Origin of the sequence: Salegentibacter lacus (assembly GCF_020164555.1) — a bacterium.
Taxonomy (GTDB): Bacteria; Bacteroidota; Bacteroidia; order Flavobacteriales; family Flavobacteriaceae; genus Salegentibacter; species Salegentibacter lacus.
In genome coordinates this window covers 94,688-115,374 of the sequence record NZ_JAIQZB010000015.1, presented here as the reverse complement: position 1 = coordinate 115,374, position 20,687 = coordinate 94,688, and the positions used below count along the sequence as shown (strand labels likewise).

13 protein-coding genes are annotated in these 20,687 nt (G+C 37.3%); 9 read left to right on the top strand and 4 right to left on the bottom strand.

From position 1 onward, the window contains the following. Positions 1-267: 267 nt before the first annotated feature. The 6 genes from LB465_RS13135 to LB465_RS13110 all read left to right on the top strand — a co-directional run bounded on the left by LB465_RS13135 (position 268) and on the right by LB465_RS13110 (position 3,012). The gene (locus LB465_RS13135) at positions 268-837 is read left to right on the top strand and encodes a hypothetical protein (RefSeq protein ID WP_224470327.1); all 570 of its coding nucleotides are present in this window, start codon (positions 268-270) and stop codon (positions 835-837) included. 158 nt (positions 838-995) lie between these two features. Next, positions 996-1,355 carry a hypothetical protein gene (locus LB465_RS13130; RefSeq protein ID WP_224470326.1) on the top strand — a complete coding sequence of 120 codons (360 nt, stop codon included), beginning with the start codon at positions 996-998 and terminating at the stop codon, positions 1,353-1,355. Next, positions 1,352-1,888 carry a hypothetical protein gene (locus tag LB465_RS13125; RefSeq protein ID WP_224470325.1) on the top strand — a complete coding sequence of 179 codons (537 nt, stop codon included), beginning with the start codon at positions 1,352-1,354 and terminating at the stop codon, positions 1,886-1,888. The genes LB465_RS13130 and LB465_RS13125 overlap by 4 nt, the downstream gene beginning before the upstream one ends. 216 nt (positions 1,889-2,104) lie before the next feature. Beyond that, positions 2,105-2,338 carry a hypothetical protein gene (locus LB465_RS13120; RefSeq protein WP_224470324.1) on the top strand — a complete coding sequence of 78 codons (234 nt, stop codon included), beginning with the start codon at positions 2,105-2,107 and terminating at the stop codon, positions 2,336-2,338. After that, positions 2,322-2,624: a type II toxin-antitoxin system RelE/ParE family toxin gene (locus LB465_RS13115; protein WP_224470323.1), complete on the top strand. Its 303-nt coding sequence runs from the start codon at positions 2,322-2,324 to the stop codon at positions 2,622-2,624. The genes LB465_RS13120 and LB465_RS13115 overlap by 17 nt, the downstream gene beginning before the upstream one ends. Positions 2,625-2,724: 100 nt before the next feature. Then, on the top strand, positions 2,725-3,012 hold the full coding sequence (locus tag LB465_RS13110; RefSeq protein ID WP_224470322.1) for a hypothetical protein: 288 nt from the start codon (positions 2,725-2,727) through the stop codon (positions 3,010-3,012). Between the two features lie 218 nt (positions 3,013-3,230). Here the strand turns inward: LB465_RS13110 and ltrA are convergent, their stop codons facing one another. The 4 genes from ltrA to LB465_RS13090 all read right to left on the bottom strand — a co-directional run bounded on the left by ltrA (position 3,231) and on the right by LB465_RS13090 (position 11,898). Continuing rightward, positions 3,231-4,382, bottom strand: a complete 1,152-nt coding sequence (gene ltrA, locus LB465_RS13105; RefSeq protein WP_449619100.1) for a group II intron reverse transcriptase/maturase — start codon at positions 4,380-4,382, stop codon at positions 3,231-3,233. A gap of 838 nt (positions 4,383-5,220) precedes the next feature. Then, complete coding sequence (locus LB465_RS13100) at positions 5,221-7,725, bottom strand: glycoside hydrolase family 9 protein (RefSeq protein ID WP_224470321.1); 2,505 nt, start codon at positions 7,723-7,725, stop codon at positions 5,221-5,223. 115 nt (positions 7,726-7,840) lie between these two features. Then, positions 7,841-9,349, bottom strand: a complete 1,509-nt coding sequence (locus LB465_RS13095) for a vanadium-dependent haloperoxidase (protein WP_224470320.1) — start codon at positions 9,347-9,349, stop codon at positions 7,841-7,843. Between the two features lie 398 nt (positions 9,350-9,747). Further along, on the bottom strand, positions 9,748-11,898 hold the full coding sequence (locus tag LB465_RS13090) for a CRTAC1 family protein (protein ID WP_224470319.1): 2,151 nt from the start codon (positions 11,896-11,898) through the stop codon (positions 9,748-9,750). 537 nt (positions 11,899-12,435) lie between these two features. On the opposite strand from LB465_RS13090, the gene LB465_RS13085 reads away from it, so the two are divergent. The 3 genes from LB465_RS13085 (at position 12,436) to LB465_RS13075 (ending at position 20,401) form a co-directional block, all read left to right on the top strand. Beyond that, positions 12,436-15,753 (top strand): FG-GAP-like repeat-containing protein, encoded by a 3,318-nt coding sequence (locus LB465_RS13085; protein ID WP_224470318.1) that lies wholly within the window; start codon positions 12,436-12,438, stop codon positions 15,751-15,753. A 140-nt stretch (positions 15,754-15,893) separates the two neighbouring features. Next, complete coding sequence (locus LB465_RS13080; RefSeq protein WP_224470317.1) at positions 15,894-18,914, top strand: SusC/RagA family TonB-linked outer membrane protein; 3,021 nt, start codon at positions 15,894-15,896, stop codon at positions 18,912-18,914. A 14-nt stretch (positions 18,915-18,928) separates the two neighbouring features. Then, entirely contained in the window at positions 18,929-20,401 is a 1,473-nt protein-coding gene (locus tag LB465_RS13075) for a RagB/SusD family nutrient uptake outer membrane protein (RefSeq protein WP_224470316.1), read from the top strand. The last annotated feature ends 286 nt before the right edge of the window (positions 20,402-20,687 follow it).

The following is a 20,687-nucleotide window of genomic DNA, read 5'->3' as shown; positions in this document are numbered from 1 at the left end:
TTACAAGCCCTGTCAATGAGGGTACTACTTTTTTTTCATAACTTTCAATATTATAATTAGAGATACTTAAAGGTAGTGAATAGTGATTTAGCGATCTCTTGAAGCTACCTTTAGGTTTAGTTCAACAGTGTATAAAAACAATGCTCAAACCTGTCTCAAATCGAACATCGTGCTCCTTGCTTTAGCTGATTGTCCTGCGGACAATCACGCACGCCAGCTCGCACAGTTTTTATACGGGACGTTACCAGCAATTATGAATAACAGAATATGAATAAGAGAATTTATATAATATTGTTCTTCTTGATTTTTGCAAGTTGTTCTGAGTTTAACAGAGCAGAGTATATAAGAAAGGATGGAATTGAGACTGAGAACTTAATTAGCTCCATCTTATCCAACGATGATGACGACTATCTCACCTTAGGTTGTATTAGAGAAAAAGATTATCACTTGAAATCTATTCTCAATGAAGAGAATAATTTAATTTCCCAATACTTAGACCTCAATTCGAAAGAGGAATTGAAAACGGTAACTGATCTGGACGAAAAATTTGAACTGACTTCAAATCTTGTGGAAAATAAAAAAATACTGTCTGAGGAAGAATTAAAAGCATTTCAAGAAGAAAAGGGATCGGACTTTTTAAATTTTCAAGATTTATCCAAATGCCCAAAAGGGTATCTAACAATTTCTAAACCTATTTTTAATAAGATTTTCGATAAGGCAATAATTCATATCGGTCAGGTTTGCGGATTTTTATGTGGCAGCGGAGAATATCGATTATATGAATTCAAAGGAGGCAATTGGAAATTAAAAGAAGTGGTTAGTTCCTGGGTAAGCTAAAAAACTGCAGGTAACACTATATAAAAACAATGCTAAAATTTGTCACAAATCGAAAGTCTTTGTTCGCTTGCAACGCCTGATTGTCCTGCGGACAATCAGGCTCGTCAGCTCGCACTGTTTTTATACGAGACGTTGTATGGTATTAAAAAAAAATAAAAATGATTAATATAATATTAGCTCTTGCCTCAATTATGCTCGGATTAGTGCTCATCGTTTATTATAGCGGACTTAAAAAAGAGCATAAGGGCGGACTAACTATTAATTTACTTGGAAGTGGAGTTGGATTTATAATGATCGGTGTTAATCGCAAGAGAATTATTTTAATGTTTTATCCCCATTTAACTACTGATAAAAAACACCATACAACAACTTATAAAAACAATGCTAAAACCTGTCTCAAATCGAAACTCACTGCTCGCTTGCTTAGCGGATTGTCCTGCGGACAATCACGCACGCCAGCTCGCACAGTTTTTATACGAGACGTTACCTACAATGGCCACAAAAATCGGAACTTATGAAAAATAGCATACTTACCATTTTAACATCCCTGATTTTGATTTTATCAATTTCGTGTTCAAAAGATGAAAGTTGTGAGAACCCTATTGAATGTTTACCTGCTAAAACTACGACGGGAGAAGGAACATTTGGTTGCTTGGTAAATGGAAAAGCATTTGTGGAAAAGAATAATTATTTTAATTGCTACTATCAATTTGTAGATGACGGTTTTTATTTCAGTTTAAGCGCAGAAGATGAAAATCAAATTATTTCCCAAATAATTATAGGTTCTGTAAAATCCAAAATAGAAGAAGGTGAAAAATATAATTTATCGGAAAATAGTGAAGGCAATCATTACGGAGAATGTTCAGTAAATCTTAATGAACATTATGACGTAACTACAAAAAGTGGAGGTTTTGGATTTCTGGAAATAACAAAATTTGACGAAGAAAAAAGAATCGTATCAGGAATTTTTGAATTTGATATAATTAATCCGGAAACGGGTGAGATAATAAAAATACGAGAAGGAAGATTTGATACTCTATTTACAATGTAGGAAGTTTATAGCTTAGCCACAGTAGGTAACAACATATAAAAACTTAAGATGCTTAATCCAGTTTTGAATCGAAACTTATTGCTCGCTTGCTAAGCGGATTGTCCTGCGGACAATCAAGCTCGCCCGCTCGCACAGTTTTTATACGAGACGTTATGCAGCAGTTAAAAACATTTGAACAATCAGAGATATTTAAGTTCAAAATTGTAAATTTGAGTTATGGACATAAATCTTCAAAATAAAAAAATAGAATTAATTCAGTGGTTGTCAACCCTGAATGATCAATCCATCATTGAAAAAATAATGAAGTTGCGCGAGAGTGAGAAAACGGACTGGTGGAAAGAAATCTCCAAAGAAGAGAAAAAGTCTATAGAACAAGGAATTAAAGATGCTGATTCCGGAAAATTAAAATCTCATTCAGAAGCAAGAAAATTATATGAAAAGTGGTTATAAAATTCGATGGACTGACCACGCACTTTCCGAATTAGAAGATACCTTAGAACATTTAGAAAAAAACTGGACGGGCAGAGAACTTAAAAATTTCTCTCAGGAACTTGATCATACAATTGAATTAATTTCTAAAAATCCAGAACTCTTCCCAACTTCCAAACAGAAGAAAACTGTTAGAAGAGCGGTGGTTTCAAAATTTAATAATCTCTACTACCGACAAAATAATGAAACCATTGAAATTTTATCTCTTTTTTCCAACAGGCAAAATCCGGACAAAATAAAAATTTAAAAAAACCGCTGCATAACACTATGTAAAAGCAATGGCCCAAAATCATTAGCCTGAAAAGGGGCACAATTTTTACACGCAACGTTGGCAATAATTTACAAATATGACAAAGACTACTACAAACAAAATTTTACTGATCAACATAATTTTATTTATTCTGGCCATTATCTCAAATAAATTTTGGACAGAATTAGGACTCACAGACGACCAAAATATCTATTATGCTCTATATGGTGTAATAATTTATGGATTAAGCGTTGGTGGAGTTTTTGTTGGATTTAAGGAACGTAAAGAGAAAGGAAATAAATATCTTTTTGGACTAATTGGAAATTCAATTCTGTCTTTAATCTTCTTGTTTTCCTTTTTATATGTTGTCCTTGACAATAAATAAATTTCACCTGGAATTAAAAAACTATTGCCAATCGAGTGGATGGCTCCGCCATCAAATGACGGAGTGCACCCCTCACACCACCGTACGTGCGGGTCTCGCATACGGCTGTTCAACAATGAAACTCATCGATTGTAGTATTCGACTAGACTAACATAACCTTTCATTTTTAAGCGTTTTACGGTGATGGTAGTACGCAGAATGGGACTTTGAGCCACTGCCTAGCCGCCCATTCGGGTACGACTCCAGGCATAAGCCTGGTCTGGTGGATTAATTCCCAACCGAATAAGGTTTTTCCGTTTTCGTTCGGGCTTTTTCCAGTGATGCCAAATGCAATACCGTAAACGATTCCTTAACCATTCTTCCAGCTTTTTAAGCTTTCCTAGAATGGATGCCGGTTTGAAGTAGTTTATCCAGCCCCTTAGCAATAAATTGATTCTGTGGATACGTTCTTCAAAGCTTGCAGGAATGGTCTTTTTGGTAATATATTTAAGTTTAGCCTTAAATGTATCCCATTTTGATGCTTCTGCCACAAGCTGATGTTTGGCCTTTTCTCCTTTCTTGTAGGTTGGCACAAAACCAAATCCCAGTACCTGAAAGGTTAAAGGCTTACGTATTCCGCTTTTCTTCCTATTGATTGGAAGCTGGAGTTTATCCCGCAGAAATTTGTAGATACTGTTGCCTACGCGTTTCGCAGCGGGTTTACTTCGAACGTAAATACTAAAATCATCGGCATATCTCACGTAGCGGTGCCCTCGCTTTTCCAGTTCTTTATCCAACTCATTGAGCAGGATATTGGAGAGCAAAGGACTTAAGGGAGGACCTTGCGGGAGTCCTTTCCTGCATTTATGCAACTTGCCGTTAATTTGTATCGGAGCTCTTAAAAATGACCGCAATAACTTTAAAGTAGCCCGGCATTTTACCTTTTTGAATATCAAGTCTAATAAAACATCGTGGGCCACTTCATCAAAGAAACTCTTTAAGTCAATATCCACGATGTGTCTATAACCAGAATTTATATTTTCCAGGCTCTGTGCAGTTGCCTGATGGGCATTGCGGTTTGGTCTGAACACATAACTGTGCTTTTGAAAGTCTGGCTCGAATACGGGTTGCAAAACCTGATGTAATGCTTGCTGAAATACCCTGTCGACAACCGTGGGAATACCGAGTAAACGTTTCTTCCCGTTGCTTTTTGGTATTTCAACTCCCAGTATTGGAGACGCCTGATATTCCCCTCGTTCTATCTGCCGGGCGTATTGTTTACCGTGAGCTTTTAGAATAGATTGGAGTCCTGTTATTTGGACGTTATCTATACATATCCGGTTCCTGTTCGTCAGTACCAGGGTTTGTAGTCCCGCTTCCTTCAGTCCCAACTTCGCAGTTGGCAACCTTGCGGCTTACTAATGGTTCAAGGCGTCACCCCTGCCCATAAGGGACTTGCACCCTTTAGATTAATCTTTTACCTTTCGGTAAAAGAAAAGATGCCCATGCTGGGCACACACACAATATAAAAACAATGCTAAAACCTGTCTCAAATCGAAACTCCGTGCTCTCTTGCTCAGCGGATTGTCAGGCGGACAATCACAAACGCCCGCTCGCACAGTTTTTATACGAGACGTTATAAGCCATTTTAAAAAGACTAAACAGACCTGGGAAATTGGGGAACAGCCATAAAAGACAGTGACGCTTTTGCTGACATATACAGCGAATTTTTCGACCTCTATAATAAAGGTGGACAACCCGATTTTATTTCAAAAAAAATCCTTGAAAACAATTGGGAGATTCTTGAAATAGAAGAAGAAAAAACAGTTTGTGGTTTGCTCTTGCTTTTAAATCCGAGATTCGAAAATGTAAAGAAGTACTGAGAGAAACATTTGTAGACTAAAATGTACTAATGCCAACAAAGACGGTTAATCGCCAATAGACAGCAGCGTTTAAAAGAACATAATTATAAGTTTTAAAAATAAAGTTATGTTAAAGGTGTCAAATCCGGTTACACCAGAATTTTGATCTTTCTCAAACATCAATAATAGTAGGGTTTAGCTATTTTCGTATAGTTCCGCTTCCTCCGCTAGTTCATTTGAATATCAGGTAATTAAGATAATAATATCCAATTCTGCAAAGGATTGGGCGTTTTTTTGCATCAAGCCTAAAAATAATATAACCTGGATTTTTTGAAATTGTCAGGCTTTTAATTCTTAATAGCCAATTTTAATCTGGGAATTTAGCTTCTTGTCTCTCATTCAAAAGTTTATCCGCTGCTAGTACTAAAAACAGGTAATCTGTAGTACCGCCACCTAAAACATATTCGGTTTGTTGCCAAAGGAAAGGCCATTCCAGTAATTCCGGGAAATCGGGACGAATTAATGCCGTTCCGGAGCCAATTCCGCCGGGAGTAAAAGAAAAATCGCCTCGATTCATCCCATAGGCCTGGGTTAAAGAGCGCGAACCAACCCCAGAAGCAAAGGACGAAGTGTTTACCCCCGGATGCGTTCCCAAAACAAAGTTGAGTGCGTTCAGCATATATTTCTTCGGAAAAATTTCAGGAAAAGCGGTATGTAAAAAATACTGTTTCATACCAAAATTCTGAATTCCCCAGCCGGCACCCCAAATATCGGGTTCGTAAGGCATTCCGTAAGGGGTTTGCGCTCCCATTTTTTCTACTTCCTGATAATAACTTTCTACGGAAGCTTTTATTTTATTTCTGAAATTTTCATCCTGAATTTCATCAAAAACAGCTGCGATTACCCAGCCGGTTTGAGCAATATTTTCGCTGAAAATTTCAGTATTTTTAGTTATAAAATCTTCATATTTATCATCAGAAGTACTTTTAAAAAGTTCTACGCTTAAACTGAGTTTATGCACAGGATTATCTGTATTCGTATTTTCCCAGGTTTTTTCGGCGATTTCCAGGGCGTCTTCGGCAAGCTCTGTATTAAAATCTTTTAGTGTTCTGTAGGAGGCAGCCAGCGCCGCGGCACTTTGCATTTCCCTACGCGGATTGTCTTCAGTAAACACCCAGCGGTCATCTGGCGCGCCTTCCTGCCCTAACGGAATTTCTGTTGAAGTATCTGTTTCTTTATAAATCTCACCATCAGAATGATTTACCGGATCACCCAGCAAAACATATTGGTCTAAAGTTGGGACGATTACCCCACGATAAAACCTGCCCAAAGACTTGTAGCCGTTTACGATATGGATGGTCCCATGTTCAATTTGCTGAAGAAAATCGGGTTTTCCATCGGGTTGTAAAATATCTACCGTTTTTGTTTCCTGGTTTATCGTGGTATTGTCATAATCTTCCTCAAAAATCTCATAAATATGTGAAAGTCCCTGTATGGTAGAAGCCTGTGATTCTATTCTAAGGTCGTAGTCCCCGGCATCGTGCCAGCCGCCGGCATCAAGTCCTGGAACGTGTTCGCCGGGCTCAAAACTGGTTAGGGTTTCAGGGCTTTGCAGGTAGCCGTCAAAATGATTGGTATCTACCGGCGCCATTCTCGCATCGTCCAAATGGCAGCGGCCGTGCCAGATTTTATAGCGGTCGTTTACCAGCATATGACACATTTGAACCGGCAGGAAATATTCTAAAGTGGGTTGCCAAACATCACGTTTATATATATCTTTGCTAATTTGAAAAGCTTCAGTGGTATAATCGCCGTATTGTACCACATACATACCTGGCTCTTTAATATTTGTAAAATCCAGCTGATAATATTTATACCTAAGAAATTCACCCCATTCCGAAGGATTTTCTGAAATAATTTCGGTAAACCCACCTTGATTATCTACCCGTAACAATTTAGCTTCTTTTACGCTGGTGTCATTTTGATCGGTTTCTATAATTGCAATTTTTTCCTGGGCAGGGTGATAACCTACTTGAGAAATTTGCACCACGGGATCATAAGTGTAATCTTCCAGCGTGTTCGGAGTAATAAGCCATTCTATGGCATTTTTTGTAGCGCCACTTGGCACTAAAGACCTTACTATAAACCAGCCATTACTATGTTGGGCACGGCCATCTATTAACGCTAACTCATTTCCTTTTAGATTTTCAATTTTTAAAGTTTGCCTGGGCGTCTCGGGTGCAATAACCAGTTCTTTACCCGTGGCCATTGGATCTATTTCAAATTCTCCATCCTTATTTATAGAACCCGGCCCATTCGCCTGGCGGTTAAAAATACCAAATTCGTTATCCATATAATAGGATTTTCCAAAAAGGTAGCCAGGGAAGAATTCTATATTCATTCCAACTTTTCCAATCCATTCTTCCGGCAAAGCTTCATCAAGGTCTACGATGATTTTAAAAGATTTTCCCTGCGGAATTATTTTCAGGTTATACGAAAATTCCAGCTCGGGATATTCAATGGGATTAAAGCCTTTTCGGTTTTTGGCTTCATCGGGATAAGCCATTTTTACGCTAATGTTATTCTTTTCCCTGTCTACAAAACGCTCTCCAACTTTTGGAACCGGCTGCCACTGCCCCGGTGTTGGTTCTAGTCTTAAATCGCCATTGGTTGCGACTCTGATTCCATTTTGGATAATTCCAACTCCTCCCTGATGACTTTCCGGGTAAAAATCGTGCGCGAGCATAACGTTGAGTCCACGCATTTCCAAATATTCCTGTTCGTTAATTCTTAAACTGTCACCTTGATTTTGGGCAAAACATATTGTTACTGAAAAACAATAAATATAGCAGCTGAGTATAAATGATTTCATTGTTAAGAGATTAAATTATGAGGAGAAAATTTTGCAAGGCTTAAATATGTAAGTGTTTTATTGATGTTGTCATAATTCTGTTTGGAATTAATGAGTTATTCAAATCAGGCGGGAATTAGTTATCACTGTCAATTATACCAAGACTTGTATTTTTTTCTTCACCGATATGATATTTATAAAACTCCCAAACCTCTCTGGCTACATTTCTCCCTAGTTCCAGTCCTGCTATATTATCTGCCTGAATATGATATCCGCCTAAAACCCTTGAAATCCCGGCCATCTCGGCTGTTTCGGTAAAAGTTGGGAATTTTAAAGTAATGGTGTCGCCTAAATTATCAGGTTCTGTCATTGCTCCTGCAATTAAATTTACTTCAGAACCAAATTCATCACTTCCGGTCCACAATTTTAAAGCTTCGGCACAGCCTCCGCTGATTGTACTATGTCCCGAAACATAACCTGGGAAAGGAGGGCATAAAAAAGTTTCCGGCGAATAAGGCCTCCATTCTATGCCTGGCATTTCTATTATTCCTTTACCTTCTCCGCCCCATCCTTTAATCTTTTGGTCTTTATAATAATGATGCACTAATGCATATGGCCTAGCAGAATCATAAAACATTTTTGAATCCCAGGATGCAATAAAGGCATCCATAGCAACCACCTGATTATAGAAAAACATTTTTACATCCTCATCAAGTGTATGGTTATCCCTTCGGGAAACATCCTGAGCAAATTTTAACCAATGCCCCGCCTGCTGTACCGATTGAGGGCCATCCCGCATAAACTCCACTAATGCTTTTTCATAGTCTGTTAGATTTGCCTGCATTTCGACAAGCTCTTCAACCTCCTCTTTTAATTGTGTTGAACCTACCATTGGAGGGGGACCTGGCCGGAATTGGTCGGCTGATTTTAATGCAACAGGTTCAACTTTATCCCAATATGGAGTTAAACATCCTGGAGCAAATTTTCCGTCTTTACCATCAGAAAAATACTTAGGTTGCCACCTGTTTAGTTCTACATTTTTGTCGGCTGAATTTATAGGTTCGTAATTTATATAGTCATAATAAGGCTTGCCATTTGAGCCAGATTCTTTTCCATATTGGTTTGAACCATCTCCTTTTCTAGCTTCAATTACGGCCTTCGCTGCCAAATTACCTATACCCTCAGGTGTGCTTGGGTCTAATGATGCATTTTTAGGATCTAAGCCTAATTCTTTCATAAAACTTGCGAACAACTCCATATCTGAATAATAGTATTCATTCAAAGTTCTAAAAGCGGCGTAGCTGATTGCAATTTCCTTGTTATTAAGGCTATGTTCGTTAATTGGCCTCCTTTTAGTTCCCTTAAGGTAAACAGGAATAGCTTTATCTTCATATCTTGACCAGGCGTCAAAAATCGAAACGAAAATTAATCCTAAATAGCGGGAAGTAATAGTGGGTCTCGGTTTAAATTTTTCAGTATCATTTGCTTGCGCATTAATAGCCATTTCACTCCATTTATAGGCTAAATTGTCAATGCCTTTAGGTTGATCTTTTTCAATTATTTTAAAGGATTTACTGTGATCTTGATATGCTTTACAGCTATAACTTATTAATAGGATCAATAAAAAAAGAACTGTTCTTCTCATTTTTTAATTATTTTAAAAGCTTTTCTAATCATAGAAGAGGCTTAAATTTCCAGTAGAGCTTTAGATTAATAAATTTTAATTAACAGACGTTCTTCAGAAAGAACTATTAAGAGAAAATACCTTAAAGGTTTTTAATCTTAATTAATGTTAAAGATATAATAAATTATTAATGTTAGATCAACATTTCCTAAATTCAACTTAATTAATTAACCATAATTAAAGTCGATAACTGGTGTTAGTAATCAATAGTAAGCCCGCTATGAAGGAAGGTAAGAGTATATTACAAAATAACGCGCCTCTGTTTGATAAAAGAATTTCTAGTTTAATTTTTAAGTACGAGGAATATAATTTGAAAATTTTCTCCGAATAGCCTTGAAATTTGAAGTTAAGTAGAAACTTTATTCAATTGTTTCCTGTAATTGAATAGGGGATAGATCTAATTTTTCAGCCCTAGCTTTATTTTCTGTTATTTTATAAAAGGTATTTAACTCCAGGTTTTTAAAATTTTGTGAGGTATTGCTGCCTGCCCATAAAACTTTAACCTCATTTATTTTAGTGGCTTTACCTAAGCCTATTTCTGCCCGTAATGTGGAAGCACCAAAACTACCTCCTGAAGTAATAGTGTGAAATATAGAACGTTTATTATTTTCTTCTGTAACTATTACTTCTATCTTGCTGCCAATGCCTGCTCTGTTTGCCTTTGTTCCTTCCAGTTTGAGGCTTATCCAGTTGTTCTCATCCTGATATGGATTTCGATATAATGAATTAAAGAAATTGTCTCCCTCGTAGGCTCCTCCCATAACAACATTAATATCCTGATCGCCGTCGTTATCAATATCAGAAAATGAAACCGCGTGCCCTTTTTGTATATGTCCAAATCCCCCGGCAGTGGTAACATCCTGAAATTCTTTTCCGGCATTATTTCTAAAAACCTTGTTTGGAATAATCGATTCAAAACTTACTTCTCCAGTACTCAGGTAAATGTCGGGATAGCCATCATTGTCCAAATCGCCGTAATTGGCACCCATAGCATATCCTATTTTGTCTAATCCCACTTCAGCTGAAACATTAGTAAAAGAATCTCCATTGTTTTGATAGAGACGCATAGTTTCTGCCCTATTTGATTCTCCTAAATATTCTTTCACAATATCTGGAACAATGGTGTAGAAGTCACTTCTTTTATAGCCGGCCACAAAAATATCCATCAGTCCGTCGTTGTTATAGTCGAAGGACCAGGTGGGGAAACTTGAGATTTTTTCTCCTAATCCCATACGAGTTCCATTTTCCTCAAATTTTATAGTACCCTTTTCATCAATTCCTTTGTTTAAAAACAATAAATTCCTGCTTGTAGGGTGAAGCGTAGATATATAAATATCCATCCATCCGTCATTATTATAATCTCCACTGGTTACACCTTTAATATAATAAGGTTCTTCACCGGTACTTACCGTAAGCCCTGCACTGGCAGTAAGATTTGAGAAAGTACCATCCCCGTTATTTCTGTAAAATTCAGATGGGTGAATATTTTCTTTGTCAGACTCATTTCCTATAAATAAATCAATCCAACCATCATTGTCAAAATCTGCCCAGGTCGCAGTTTGAGTCGGATGATAAGAAAGCAGGCCTGCTTCTATAGTCACGTCGGTAAATGTATTATCACCATTGTTTCTTAGTAGAGAATTAGGATATTTTCCTAAAGGTCCCATCCAGGCGCCACGCAAAATAAAAACATCCAGAAACCCATCGTTATTATAATCGGTCTGCACCATATTCAAACCTCCCTTGACTTCCTCTAAACCTGAAGATGCCGTTTTTTCTATAAAGCCACCCTTTCCATCATTGATGAAATAATTAAGCTTGCCAGATGGGAACCAACTGGAAACAAACACATCTAAGAGATTGTCATTGTTAAAATCATCTACTATACTTCCTCCTGATAAATCATTAACATTCAGCCCCAATTTTGGAGCTATATCTTCAAACTTTTTTAATGGGTATTCTGATTCAAAAGCGCTTTCTGGAATTAGCCACTTTTCCGGGACAGATTCAGGATATTCTCCAAGAGTCATATAGGCGACATTTAAAAGCCACAGACTATTATAATCATGCGAATCCTGTCTCAAAAATTCCTCAAAAAAGCTAATGGCCTTCCTTGAGCCTTCGGGCGCCTGATGATAACCTTCCGGATCAATTGGAATAATGCAAGATGCGGAAGCATTATGGTGATGTATGCAATTTTGTTGTTCTCCCAGCCGCATATAGGCAAGAGCCAGTAAGGGGCCTATCTTCTCTTCTTCAAAAGCTTCCAATTTATATCGTAAGGTGCCTTTATTACTTTCTTTCCACAGTTTTTCCAGTATTTCGATTGCGTCTTTTGTTTTGCCGGCATAAAGTAATGCATCAGCCTTTTTAAGATGGTATTTTTCCTTCTGGTTTTCGGGAGCTATTTTGGATAGGCTATCAAAATAAGCAATTCTTAAGGAAGATGCATAAATGTTTTCCGGGATATAAAACTGTTCCTCAGCCGTTTTTTGTATTATTTCAGGCATTGTCCTCCTTTTATTACAAGAGATAAGTACTAAAAAAAACAGTAAAAAAATGCCTATTACGTATCTCATGTTGGTATATAAATTACTCATTTTAAACTTTAAGATTGAAAATTGATATATGCAATCTTGCATGTGAGCTGAGTTAGACAAAGATATAATACAAATCTAAAATGTAACATTATTTCATAAACATAGAAAGATTTCCAGAGTAAAGTCTATTTAAAAGGTTTGATTAATATCACAATTTTTTAAATCTGAAGTAGCAAAGTATATCGATTTTGCATATCAAGAGTGATCTGCTCATTTAAATTTTATTAAATCAAAGTGATTTTCTAAATAAGAAGGCTATTTAAAGCGTAGAACAGGAAAAAAATTAATTCATTTTTTATGTATAATCTATATTTCTAATATAAAATTCTTTCGGTTACCTTATTGAGGAGTCAATAATTCCAGAATATTGTCTTCAGAAGATTAGGAATTTCTTACATTACACCCGTTAATTTAATGTTAATGATATTTTTCTAAATAGCAGTTTAAATGAAGTTTTTTACAAAAATTATAGCAATGGCCTTTATTGTGGCGCTAAGCAGTTGTAAGCAAGAAGAGGATGTGACGATGTCTGAATCTTCCGAAAATGAAATTTTTCGCAACATTTCTTCGGGTGATTCCGCAATCGATTTCAGTAATAATTTAACTGAAACAGATTCACTTAATTATTTTAACTATTCCTATATCTATATGGGGGGAGGCGTTTCTGCCGGAGATATTAATAATGATGGTTTAATCGATTTATATTTTACAGGAAATCAGGTTCCTAATAAGCTATATTTAAATAAAGGCAACCTGGAATTTGAAGATATTACTGAAGCGGCAGGGGTTGCGGGAGACCATAGATGGTATACTGGAGTAACAATGGCAGATGTAAATGGGGATGGTTACCTTGATATTTATCTCTCTGTTGGCGGAAAGTATGAACCAAAAAATAACCAGCTTTTCATTAATAATGGAGATGGGACTTTTGAGGAAAAGGCAAAGGAATATGGACTGGATGATCCCGGTAATAGCGTGCAGGCCACTTTTTTTGATTATGATAAAGATGGCGATCTGGATGTCTATATTGCCAATTATCCCCCAACCAGATTTGACTCTCCAAATTTCATTTACGATTATAAAATGAAGAATGTGAGCGATCTTGAATCGGATCACTTATTGAGAAACGATGGTGTTAAATTTACAGATGTCACCGATGAGGCCGGAGTTCGCAGCTTTGGATTGTCATTGTCTGCTACAGTTGGTGATTTAAATAATGATGGCTGGCCGGATATTTATATTTCCAACGATTTTAGTTCTCCCGATTTTTTATATATGAACAATGGAGACGGTTCTTTTAGGGAGGTTGTTAAAGAGACAACCTCACATACTTCCTTTTTCGGTATGGGTGTGGACATTGCTGACTATAACAATGACGGGAACCTGGATATTTATCAGGTAGATATGTCGGCTAAGGATAACAGGAGGAAGAAAGCAAACATGGCAAGTATGAACCCAGATTTATTCTGGAGCACTGTTGATGCTGGTTTTCATTACCAGTATATGCAAAATACCCTACAAACTAACACGGGGATTTTTAAAGATGAAAATCCTTTTTTTGCCGATTTGGCCAGAATAACAGGATCTGCTTCAACCGACTGGAGTTGGGGGCCTTTATTTGCCGACTTTAATAATGATGGTCATAAAGATTTATTTGTGACTAACGGAACAAGAAGGGAAATTAACAATAATGACTACTTCAATAGTCTTAAGGAAACCAGGATGGAAGAAGAAAACCAACTGGAAAAAAGTCTGAATATTCCTTCTGAAAAAATTGATAATTTTATGTTTCAGAATAATGGAGATTTATCTTTTGAAATAGCCAATGAAAAATGGGGAATTGAATATGAAGGATGGTCTAATGGGGTTGTTTATGCAGATTTGGATAATGACGGTGATTTGGAAATTGTTACAAATAATATTGACGATCACGCTTTTTTGTTTGAAAACACGAGTTCAGAAAATAATAATTTTGTCCAGATAAGCTTTGAAGGTAATGACAAGAATCGCTTTGGATTGGGAGCGAGAGCTTATGTGATGACAAATGACACCGAACAAATGCAGGAACTTACGCTTTCAAGAGGCTTCCAGTCTTCCGTTGCTCCTCAACTGCACTTCGGTTTGGCAAAAACTGAAGTTATAGACGAAATCAAAATTGTATGGCCAGACGGTAAAGTTGAGAGTTTAAAGGATGTAGAGGCGAATCAGCGATTAACCTTCAATCATACTGATGCTTCAGAAATTACACAGAAGAAAGTTGCCGAAAGAGATCTTCTTTTTGCTACAATAGAAGATTCTGCTTCTTTTCCCCAGCATCAGCATATAGAAAATGAGTTTGACGATTTTAAAAATGAAATTCTTCTACCTCATCGTACGTCTACATTTGGGCCGGGTATTGCTGTTGGTGACTTAAATGGAGATGGTAAAGAAGATTTTTTTATTGGGGCTTCTTCTACTTACGAAGCGGGTCTTTATTTTCAGACCGCAATGGGTTTTGAAAAGCAGCAAAGCCCAGCTTTTGAACAAGATAAAAAGTTTGAAGATTTAGGGGCATTGATTTTTGATGCCAATGACGATGGGCATAATGATATTTACGTGGTTAGTGGGGGAAATGAATTTAAACCAGATTCAAAATACCTGCAGGATAGATTGTATATAAATGATGGTAAAGGTAATTTTGAGAGAGATGAGGCTGCACTACCTGAAATGCGCACTAGCGGATCAAGAGTTTATCAGGCCGATTTTGATAAAGACGGAAAAAAGGATCTTTTAGTGCTGGGGCGCCTGGTGCCAGGGCATTATCCCTCACCTGCAAAATCTTACATCCTCAAGAACGTGGGAGAAGATGGAAAAGCTAAGTATCGCGATATCACTAAAAATATAGCTCCTGAATTTCAGTCCTTAGGTATGGCTACTAGTGCCGAAATTGTTGATATTGATAATGATGGATGGGAAGATATAGTTGTGGTAGGTGAATGGATGCCCATTAGAGTTTTTAAGAATTCGGAAATGGGCTTTACAGAAATAACCCAAGAGCTTGGATTGGCCGATACTACCGGCTGGTGGTGGAGTGTAAAGGCAGGGGATTTCGATAACGATGGTGACCTGGACTTTATAGTTGGGAATCTGGGGCGTAATTACAAATATACCGCCAATGAAGATGAGACTTTTGATATTTATTTTAATGACTTCGACGAGAATGATAAACAGGATATTGTATTAAGTTATTATAACGATGGGAAAAAATATCCATTGCGGGGGCGGGAGTGCTCTTCGCAGCAGATGCCTGGAATTAAAAATAAATTTCCCGATTACGAATCCTTTTCAACTGCTACCCTAGAGGATGTTTACACTGAAAAAGAGCTGGAAAATTCTCTCCATTATCAGGTTAAGTCATTTGCGAGTGTTTATCTCGAAAATAGAGACGGAAAATTTGTAAAACACGAGCTTCCCGCAGCTGCTCAGATCTCGTCCATAAATCAAATCCTTGTAGAAGATTATGATGGTGATGGATATTTAGATGCCTTAATTGCTGGTAACCTTTTCTGGTCAGAAGTGGAGACCACAAGGAATGATGCTGGTTATGGTATGTTTCTAAAAGGAGACGGAAACGGAAATTTTCAGGATATTACTCCAGCTGAAAGTGGTTTCTTCTTGCCCGGTGATGTTAAGGATATGAAAACAATTTCCGTAGGTGATAGAAAATTTATTTTAACTGCTAAAAATGATGATTATATGCAATTTATTAAAGTGTCTTCAGAATAAAATATGGTTAAACAAACTATTGTAAGCCCCCTTCTCTAATATGGAATAAATGTGTTATTAACATTTTTTTGCTATTTCGATTGCGTAAAACATTTTTTTGTTTACTTTTAATGATTGAAATAACTAACTAACAAACAATTATGAAAAACAATTACTTGAAAAAGGGGCTTTTCCTTGTAACATTTTTTTGCTTTGGCTTTATAACAGCCCAGCAAACCGTTACAGGGACGGTAAGTGATGAAACTGGTCCGGTGCCGGGAGTTAACGTACTGGAACGCGGCACCTCTAATGGTACAACTACAGATTTTGATGGAAATTATAGTTTGGAAGTGAGCGATGATGCCGTTTTGGTTTTTAGTTTTATCGGCTATCAAACACAGGAAATTGCAGTCAATGAACGATCTACTATTGATGTAAATATGGCGGCCGATTCAGAATCCTTGGATGATGTTATTGTTGTAGGTTATGGTACACAGTCAAGAGCTGAAGTTACCGGAGCTATTTCTTCTATTGATACAGAAGAGATTAACAGTCTTCCAGTTTCTACTGCAGAACAGGCTTTGCAGGGAAGGGCATCAGGGGTTACCGTAATTAATTCGGGTTCTCCTGGGAATTCACCGGCAGTAAGGATTAGGGGTTTGGCCTCACCTAACAACAACGACCCTTTATATGTTATAGATGGTGTTATAGCTGGCGGATTGGGTAGTCTTAACCCTAATGATATTAAAAACATACAGGTTTTGAAAGATGCTTCTACTACAGCAGTTTACGGTTCGAGAGGTGCCAATGGGGTTGTGCTTGTTACCACCAAAACTGGTAAAGCTTCTCAAAAAGCTCAGTTAAGCCTTGATACATATTCTGGGGTTCAATTTAATAGCAATCGTTATGATTTATTAGATCGAGAGCAATATATACAATATGCCACGGAGATATTGGATCCAGCTCCAGCCCGAATTACAGATCCACAGTATGCAGACTTTATTGATAATGAAACAGACTGGCAGGATGAAATTTTTAGAACAGGAGTGATGAAAAGTATCAACCTTGGTCTTTCGGGTGGTAGTGAGAACAGTAATTTTAGGTTTTCAGGCGGATATCTTAACCAGGAAGGGGCGGTTATCGAAACAGAATTTGAACGTTTTAACTTTAGATCTAATAGTAACTTTGATTTTGGAAAACTTAGTTTTGGACAAACATTAAATGTGGCTTTCACTTTACAAAATCCTGAAAGGGAAGATGGTGGTAGATCAATAATAGAGCACGCAATCAAATCAGCTCCATACTTAAGTGTCTATAATCCTAATAACAATGGTGGCTTTCAGGGTCCAAACTCTGCTTTAGACGGTCAGGATGCGGCGAACCCTGTTAGAGTTCAAACCTTAGGAAGTGCCGAGAATAAAGGACTTACTATTTTAGGTAGTGTTTTTGCTGAATATGAAATAATTGACGATCTAGTTTTTAAAAGTCAGGCAGGTATAGATTATTATAAGTTTAATAATGATAATTTTATCCCTTCTTATAATGATGATAGTAATGGAGCAACCCATCAATTTGGTTTTGCTCAAATCACTAAGAATAGCGGTACCAACCAATCTCTTACTCTAACTAATAGTTTGAACTATAAGTTTGAAGTTGAAGATTTGCATAACTTTGAAATCTTAGCTTTAGCTGAAGATCAAACAATTGATAGCGAAAGTCTCAATGCAAGCAGCCAGAATCCTATTACTGATGATGTTGAAGAACTATCACTGAATCAAGCCGGATTGTCTTCAGCTTCTTCAGAATATAGGAGAGTAGGGTTTTTAGGTCGGGTAAATTATAATTATGATCAAAAATATATATTAGCCGGTTCCTATCGTCAAGATGCTTCCACCCGTTTTGGTGCCAATAACCGTTGGGGTGCTTTCTGGTCTGTGGCTGCAGGATGGAATGTCGCCAAGGAAAGTTTTATGGAAGATTCGGATATTAATAATTTTAAAATTAGAGGGAGTTGGGGTACTACAGGTAACGACCAAATTGGAAATTACCGTTATGCTTCAACCTTGGTTACAAGTTTTATTTACCCAATCGGAGGAGCGGCCCTACAGGGCACTACCGCAGAGGGACTTCCTAATCAAAACCTAAAATGGGAAGAAGTGACGATGAAAAATATAGGATTGGATTTTGGGATGTTTAATAATGCATTTACCTTATCCATGGAATATTACAGTAATCGAAGTGACGACCTTTTATATGAATTGCCGCTTCCACTGAGCTTAGGTTATAATGTTCCTACAATAGCTTCGAATGTAGGATCTGTTGAAACAAATGGTTTCGAGGCAGATATTGGATATAACGATTATAAAGGTGAATTTACCTGGTCCGCCAATTTAAACCTCGGGACTAGTAAGAACGAAGTCCTTTCAATTGGAAGTCTTGACCAGGTTCAGGGAGGCTTTTTTGAAAATGAATATCTTACAAGGATTGCACCAGGGGAGCCTTTATTTCATTTCTATGGTTTAAGAACTGATGGTATATACCAAAATCAATCGGAAATTGATGAGGTCTTAACAGCAAATCCAGATCAAACAGTTGTTCAACCTGGAGACATTCGCTTTGTTGACCTTAACGGAGATGGGCAAATAACTTCTGCGGATAAAACAGTAATTGGAAATCCATATCCAACACTTACCTTGGGACTTAATTTAAGCGCCCAATACAAAAATTTTGATGCATCTTTATTTATTCAGGGGGCATATGGTCAGGATATTTATAATACCAATCTATATGACCTTGAGGGAATGCCAAGATTATTTAATAGCGGAGTGGCTGTTTTGGATAGATGGACAGGAGAAGGTACTTCTAACACTATACCGCGTGCTTTAGGCGCACCGCAAAACCTTAATGCCTCAGACCGTTTTGTAGAAGATGGATCCTATACCAGATTGAAAAATTTAAATATCGGGTATACTTTCGATGAGAATATATTTGGTGAATCACTTGCTAATTTAAGAATTTATATAAGTGGGCAAAATCTAATTACCCTGACCGATTATTCCGGTTTGGATCCTGAGATTGGTGTTGATAACGTTTTACAGCAGGGTGCCGGGGCTATAGGTATCGATAGAGGATTGTATCCTCAGCCTACCTCTCTAACATTTGGTCTACAATTAGGATTTTAAAAAAAAATATAATTATGAAAAAAATAAAAATAATATTAATGGTCTTTGTCACATTGTTCGTTGTGAACGGATGTGAAGAGGAAGATTTTGAACTAACTAACCCGAGTGGTCTCTCTCCTGAAACCTACTTTAGGACCGAAGCCCAGGTGCAGTCGGCTGTAAATGCAGTGTATGCCAATTTACAAACAATAGGTTTGTACACCAGAACCTATTTCTTTGCTATGGATCTAATGTCTCGTGAAGCTCTGGGTAATCCGCAACTAGAAGCAGATAAGAGAGTTTATCTTGAGTGGTCTTTTGATGCAAGCCATCCTCCAATTAGCTGGTACTGGGATTCCTGTTACAGGGGAATAAACAAAGCAAATTTCGTGATCAACAATGAAGAAAGAATCAATGAAATCCCAAATTCGCTTTTAAACGAGGAAGCAAAGGCTAAATTTATTGGGGAGGCCAAATACATGAGGGCCTTTTACTATTTCTTATTGGTGACCCGTTTTGGTGATATTCCTTTAATTACGGATATTCCAGACGATGGTTCAGGTTTTCCCCGAAGCCCCCAGGCTGAGGTTTATGACCAGATTATTACAGATCTAAATGATGCCAGCCAGTCTTTGTGGGAGAAAGAGCGTACTGAGGATGGCAGAGCTACTCAAGGTGCTGCTTATGCTCTATTAGGAAAGACACATCTTTACAGGGAACAATATGGGGAGGCTCTGACCGCTTTTAATAATATTTACGGTGAATATTCTCTGGAAGAAGACTATTTCGCCAACTTCAGAGAAGAAGATGAATTTGGACCAGAATCTATCTTTGAAGTTCAGTTTGACGATGATATGGGTAACTCTGCAGTATGGAATTCCAATGCAGCAGGTGAAGATGCAAATGAAGTTACCTTCCGCGGCCAGGAGTATGGATTTAATGATTGGTTTAACGCTTACCCAAATCCAGAACTTCTGGATGAATATGAAGAGGGTGATATAAGATATGATGAAACCTTTTATTTTGAAGGTGATACATTTGCAGGTGGAGTTATTGAGGAAATACCTCTTGAAAGGAGAGCGGCCTGGAGAAAATATCAAAATTATTATAAGGATGTTAATGAGGATATGGCTTCCGGAATTAACTTTAAAGTAATTAGATATGCCGACGTTCTCTTGATGATGGCTGAAGCTGAAAATGCACTAGTTGATGGGGATAAATCACAAGCAATTGGTTACATTAATCAGGTAAGAGACAGAGCAGGCTTAGAGGATCTTCCTGATGATCTTTCTCAAGAGGAAATTTTTGATGCCATAGTACAGGAAAGAATGGTTGAATTAGCCGGAGAACAAGTACGTTTCCCTGACCTCGTAAGATGGGGATTGGCAGCAGATTATCTTTCAGAATATGGTTTCCAGGCGGGAAAGAATGAAATCTGGCCTATTCCTAATGATGAGATTTCTGCAAATGATGGTATAAGCCAGGAAGATCAGAATCCAGGATATTAAATAGTACTTTATATAAGTATTTTTCAAACAGCCCTTTCAGTTAACTGAAAGGGCTGTTTTTTATACCCCATTTTTCTTAACCCTCCAATATCATTATTCAGCACTTACTATTCTTTCTTACCTCTAAACTGCTCTTGTTGCCGATTACCACTACAAAATGAAATGTATTTAATAAGGGAAAAGTAGGAAAATTACCAAAGAAGTAGGTAACTCTTTTTAAATGCAGATATGTTTGTTGAACGAAAGGCAGTTCTTTTAAAATAAGTGTAGGGTTTATCGCGGTGCA